We start from the raw sequence: 6098 nt of genomic DNA on the forward strand, positions 1-6098 counted from the left end.
CATCTCCTGTATTAAGCACTATTCCCGGAGAGCGTGTATTGTGTCCTGTTGGCTCTCTGCTATACCTTGCCGCTGTCGAAGAATCGTACATCAGGTTCATCAGGACTCCGTTTTCAATAAGCGGGAAGTGTTTTCTTTTCCTTCCGGACATATCAAAACCGAACATGAAAGTCTGAGGATTGAATGGATCATCAGAAAGCGTGATGTTCTTTCCAAGGACTTCATCGCCCGGTTTATTCTGAGAAGTCCAGCTTTGCTTCTCTTCCCAGCCTCTTCCTGCTAAACCTGTAAACACAGCATAGTTGACTATCTCCGAGACAGCATCAGAACCGAAGATAACGGTATATTCACCAGGTTCAACCTTGAATCCCGGATTTTCCTCATAAACAGGAATTAGTCGTCCAAGCTCCTTCACTGTCTTTTCGACAGAGAAATCCGAAGCTCTCCATCCTGTCTGTGTGTTAATAAGCTCCCATTTCTTATCGGGATGCTTAAGTACTACAGTGAACAGTTGATCAGTTCCTCTGTGATAAACTTCATTTCTATTCGCGGTGGTTATCATGTAGACTTCCACTGATCCGCTTGACCATGATCCGGAGTAATTGTACTTCGCACCCAGTTCTGAGAATATCTCTCTGTAAGCATCTGCTTTCATGCCTGGATCAAGATTTGCGAGAACCTCATCATACTGGTTTTCTTCCTGTACTGATTCTTCTACTTCATCAGGGATTGGATCGTAGGTTTTAGGAGATGCTACTCTTGCCTTTTCCAGGGCTTTATCCAGCACATTCCTTATGGTTTCTGTTCCTTCAATCATGCCAAGATAAGTCTGGCTTGCCTGCTTTCTTCCGTCGGTAACTTCAATGTCAAGCCTGGTCAGATCCTCTGAAGTATTGAGAGAAATGGAACTGTTGCCGACTCGCATTAGATGACTTTTCTCGTGGTGCAGCGTAAGTGTAGCCTGAATGCCTTCCGATGCAGCCTGATCCCTTACTTCCATCAGAATCTTCCTGATGTTTACGTCCAGCATGGCCTACTTCCTTTCTCCGGTAATCACATCATCAAATTTCACAACAGGAACTCCGTGGCCTATCTGCATAACCTGATTTGGTTCACCCTTGCCGCAGTTGTCAACCAGTTCAACTCTCCAGGTTGATTTGTCTCCTACCGCCGAAAGGGAATTGTAGAACTCAAGTGTATGCCCCTGATAAGTTGGATTCCTGAGAATTCTTGTTTTCTCGCCGTTTTTAACTTCCCATGCAATTTCACATCCGAAGTGGAAGTGCTCTCTGTTTGAACCGATTGACCAGGAAACAGGATTATCAACCACGATACCGTCCTCTGTAGAGGAAATAATATCCTCAAGCGATCCGTCATCACCCGGCAGAATATTAACATTTGTCATTCTATCTATAGGAGCACGGTAGAATGAAGTTGCTCTGGCAACTCCCCCGCTCTGCCTGAATACTTCCCGTCCTGCTTTCTCATTGGCCTCGTTAACCATAGCTCTTGATGTAAGGGCATTTACCAGAATTCCCCTGTCTATAAGCAGATAGTCTCTCTCAGGAGTCCCGTCATCGTCGTATCCAAAAGAACCGGGAGAATTCAGAATACTTCCGTACGAAGAGGCGGACAATTTATCGCTTCCGTATCGCAGTTCTCCGAATGAATCAAGAGTAACGAAGGAACCGCCCGCATAAGAGAGTTCATAACCGAGAATCCTGTCAAGCTCCAGAGGATGTCCTATGGTTTCGTGAACCTGAAGATGACCTTGCCCTGGAAGGAGAATTACAGATTTCCTGCCATATTCCAGAGCATCAGCTTCGATGAGTTCCTTAAGCTCCGATTTGATTCTGCTGCTATGGTCAGCGAAGAGAACAGGACTGGAAATCATCTCCCAGCCACCGGTTCCATCACCGGTTGAGTAAAGGCTCATACTTCTTCGCTGCATCTCTCCATCGGAATCCAGAGCCATAACCATCATCATGCCGAAAACATTTACCAGATCCTTGTTAATTACCGTGCCATCACTGTTCTGGAAGTAAATTCTCTTTTTCTGGAAATTTGCGTATACCATTCTTTTAAGGATAAAATCATCCACAAGATCAGCATCAAGTCGAGTCAGAAATCCAAGTTTGTCTTCCAGACTCACTTTGAAAGGATCTACTGCTACAGGTGAGGAGTAACTACCTGCAATAGGATCTCGTTTACCCATGAAAAGCGGTACTTTCACAAGTTTTGAAGCTGTCTTCGCATTCAGCAGCGCTTTATCAAAACATGCGCGTAATGAGGACAAATCACTTGTTGCCGCAAAACCCCATGCGCCACCCCAGAGTACTCTTACACCGATACCGCTTTCAACGGTCGTATCGTTAGCTTCCATATCTCCATCATACAGAAGAATTGTCTCAGAGCTGTCATCCAGATAGAACCTCGCGTCAACGTAGCCAGCACCATCCAGAGATATCCTGGATATGTTCTTTGAAATCTCCTTCTTCACCGCCGCCGAATCCGTCATCAGATACCTGCCTTACCTATATATTTTAATCACCGGAAAATAGTAAGATTTCTCAAATATATGAATCAAACCAAATTTACAAAATTCCAGTTTTGTTACGAACTGTTACAGAATTATCACAATATCGCAAATCCTAAGAATTATTTGTAGGATATGTGTTACTGAATTTTGTATCTATTAATAATTTGACAGGAGTTCTAATGAGAAAACTGATCCTTCTATCAGCAATATTTACTTTTCTGCTGATCACTTCCTGTGACAGCGACAGTACTGAACAGACAGGTGGTGTGGCTATTGATGAAACGCCCGATGGGCTACCGCATATTGAGCTGACTGTCCTTCGTACAATAGGTGTGGAACTGGGAGACGCGAATTTTGTATTCGGCAGAATAGTGGATGCTGTTCAGACAGCTGATGGAGGTGTTCTTGCTGTTGATCTATCAACATTGAATGTTCGCCAGTTCGACAGCGATGGCAACTATATCGGAAGTGCGGGAAGAGAGGGAAGCGGACCGGGAGAATTTCAGAGCCCGATGGGAATGGCAATTCTGGAAGACAGCCGGGTCATTGTCACTGACATGGCTGGAGGTGCGATAAAGGTATTCGATGATTCTCTTGTCTGGATAGAGGATGTCACAGGCTTTTTCCCGCGACCACCGTTTACTGTAAGATCTGCCGGAAGTAATACTTATACTGGACTGCTTCCCGCTTTTGACCGGGAAGAGGGGCTTATGGGTTATTCAGTAGCCAGTCTTGAGGCAAGTAATCCTGAACCAACTGTCATCTACGCTGAAGATATGATTCCTTTCGATCCTTCCAGGCTGGGGCCAATGGGTGCCGAGAGCACACCGATATTCACCTCCGGCAATTCCGGAAACGTGTTTGTTTCCATGCCATTTGCAAACGAAATCAATATTACAGGATACCTCGCAGGGGGAGAGATCTTCCTCGAGATAAATGAGGAAGTTGAGTCCGTTCTCAAGACAGATGAAGAGCTTGCCGATGAGGAAGAGGAATTTGAGGAATTCGTTTCCAGAAGAAGCGGCAGAAGTGGCAGAATGTCCGGAATCGAACTTGAGTTTGATCCGATACTCTACCGAAGATCCGTCTCGGAACTCGGAACTGACAATCTGGACAGGCTGTGGGTCCGACTTGGCGGATACAGATACCCCTTCTGGAATGTATATGACATGAGTGGCGAGTTGCTCTTCACGGCATCACTGGAACTGGATGATCCGGATATCGATGAGATGACTGTCAGAATTACGGACAACGGAGCCGTTGCGTGGGTGAGGGATCCGGTCAGCTGGCCAAAGCTCTATCTTATTGATATGCCGCAGTAGTAAGAGTTTATTTAAATGGATTGTTCTTGAACGTATTTCTCCAGAGCGCTGATAACTCGTAATGAGAATTTTCCTTCTTTCCCTTTTTTAAGTTCATAAAGAACATCCATGGGCATTTTGGGAATTCTGTATTTTCTGTTTGGTGTGATTGCCGCATTAAAAGTATCACTTATTGCCACTATCTCTGTTGAAAGACCGATATTCTTCTTACCTTCAGGATAACCGCTGCCATCTATTCTCTCGTGATGATCCTCGGTAATATCTGCTTCCTTTTCCAGGCCAAGTTTTCTGAGCATCCTTGCCCCCTCCGCCGGATGAACCTGGAGTACCTCCCAGTCAAGATCATCCAGAGGGGTAATCTTATTTAATGAGTACCATGGAATTGCGCATTTTCCGATGTCATGCAGCTGGGCTGATGTTCCTATCAGTTTGATTTCATCCTGTTTCAGTAACAGTACTTCCGCTATACCGACAGCTGTCTTCTTAACGCTTTCTGTATGCTCACTGCCAAGGTACCAGTCCTTTATTCTCAGGACTTTCAACAGATATTCAAACAGCCCTTTTTCCTTGAAAAATATGTGAAGATCCTTCAAACCTTTCCTGCTTGCAAGAATGTTATAAATGTTAAGGCCATCTCTCATCGTCAGCGTCTCCGAGAGTGTAGTCCCATAGTACCCTGCATCTTCAAGTGAACGGATCATCAGTTTAATACTCTCCTCCGCATTCCCCTTATTTGCCAGTATGAGAGCTTTTATTCGATGATAACCCGGTTCTACGAATCTTCTGTTCGTTTCACTTACTTCTCTGATTGTCCTTTCAAGGATTTCATCGGCCTTGTCTGTCTCACCCATTCTCGCTTTCGCTTCAGCTTTATTCAGCATCGTAAGACATCTTACAGGTTCATGCTCGGTTTCTTCCAATTTTTCTTCAGCAATGCTTAAAACCCGTTCTAATTCCTCATCATCCTTTATCGTTCTTTCTGTAACAAGCAATGAATCAGTGTAATTATTGCATATTAATTTGAGTGCCCAGAGGTATTTCCTTCCAATCGCACTTTCAAACTGTTCAGGGCTGATCTTCCTTATTGCTGAAATAGCTTCCCGATAGACTTCATTCGCATCGCTGTAATTCTCGCGATAAACGTGCAGTATACCTGCGTAATTATTCAGAAATAAAGGGAGGAACGGCAGATTTTTCTTTTCTTTTGAAAGCTCTTCACAGAAGTAACCTGTTTCCTTTTGAATACTTTCCGTTGGATATCCTAAATTAGCAACTGCCCCCGCAACGTACATCTGTTTCCAGAACTTATTTTCATTACCTCTGTATTTGTAATAATACGCATCCGCCTTCATTATCTTATAGGATTCCATTGGAGCTCCAAGAACCCTTAGTCTTCTTCCTATTTCATAAGAATTCTGATCTTCATCTCTGTCTCTGTTTTCAATGAAATCAAGGTAATCAGATAATCTCTCCGCAAAACCTATTAACACACTGTCGACCAGATCGCGGGGTGAGGACAGGGTATCAAGATATTCAAGGAATATCTCACCCATAGTCAATTCAGTATTTTCAGTTAAAATATCCAAGAGACAGGTTACCTGTTTCCTCTCCACTGGAATAACGATCTGATGCTATCTTATCAGGGTTACCATCTTCGTAACCGCTGTATCCCCGCATACTAAACTGATAAAATAAATCCCCACCGGAATCCCCTCGTCCGCATTCCATATTAACGATCCTGTGCCCGCGTCAATGTCCTGAGTTCTCCTTTCAACCGCCCTTCCTGCGATATCATAGACGGAAAGGACAACTGTCACAGGAGAAGCAGCCGAATAATTCAAGGAGAGACTTCCATGAAATGGATTCGGAGAAACACGGTTAAGAGCGAATATCCCCACCGGAATCTCACCTTCGCCAATCCCGGTCGTGGTGGTTTCATATTCAAAAAACCAGGTACCTGGAGCGAATCTTGGCTGTGCTTCATCTCTACCGGAATTGTCAGAAGCTGAAATGTAGTATTGAACTGTTTCACCATTCGGTACACCCGGAATATTGACCGAGAATGAATCCGCACTGCTGGATGACATGGCAAGGGTCGTGAACACCCCCGAGGTTCCGATTCTATAATTAAGGTCGTGATCCAGAAGTGTGTTGTCAGGATGGCATCTGATCAGGGCGTTTATGGTTACAGGGCTGCCTGCGGTCTGCAGTGAATCTACAGGTACATGCTGAACCAG

General features: G+C 44.5%; 5 protein-coding genes. 1 reads left to right on the forward strand and 4 read right to left on the reverse strand.

The annotated features are described in order from the left end of the window. The coding region (locus K8R76_07950; GenBank protein MCD4848107.1) for a hypothetical protein at positions 1-1030 on the reverse strand (1030 nt) is incomplete at its 3' end. Positions 1031-1033: 3 nt separating this feature from the next. After that, positions 1034-2518 carry a TldD/PmbA family protein gene (locus K8R76_07955; GenBank protein ID MCD4848108.1) on the reverse strand — a complete coding sequence of 495 codons (1485 nt, stop codon included), beginning with the start codon at positions 2516-2518 and terminating at the stop codon, positions 1034-1036. A gap of 200 nt (positions 2519-2718) precedes the next feature. Between K8R76_07955 and K8R76_07960 the strand changes: the two genes are divergently transcribed. Further along, positions 2719-3861 carry a hypothetical protein gene (locus K8R76_07960; protein ID MCD4848109.1) on the forward strand — a complete coding sequence of 381 codons (1143 nt, stop codon included), beginning with the start codon at positions 2719-2721 and terminating at the stop codon, positions 3859-3861. Between the two features lie 11 nt (positions 3862-3872). Here the strand turns inward: K8R76_07960 and K8R76_07965 are convergent, their stop codons facing one another. Next, the gene (locus K8R76_07965; GenBank protein MCD4848110.1) at positions 3873-5414 is read right to left on the reverse strand and encodes an HD domain-containing protein; all 1542 of its coding nucleotides are present in this window, start codon (positions 5412-5414) and stop codon (positions 3873-3875) included. Between the two features lie 78 nt (positions 5415-5492). Continuing rightward, positions 5493-6098 (reverse strand): T9SS type A sorting domain-containing protein (locus K8R76_07970; GenBank protein MCD4848111.1); only part of this gene is annotated, 606 nt, incomplete at its 5' end.

The sequence above is a fragment of the Candidatus Aegiribacteria sp. genome, from assembly GCA_021108435.1.
Taxonomy (GTDB): Bacteria; Fermentibacterota; Fermentibacteria; order Fermentibacterales; family JCC-6; genus Aegiribacteria.

Coding starts and splice junctions, on each gene's coding strand:
- K8R76_07955 (MCD4848108.1), bottom strand. CDS start 2,518: ATGACGGATTCGGCGGCGGTGAAGAAGGAGATTTCAAAGAACATATCC.
- K8R76_07960 (MCD4848109.1), top strand. CDS start 2,719: ATGAGAAAACTGATCCTTCTATCAGCAATATTTACTTTTCTGCTGATC.
- K8R76_07965 (MCD4848110.1), bottom strand. CDS start 5,414: ATGGGTGAGATATTCCTTGAATATCTTGATACCCTGTCCTCACCCCGC.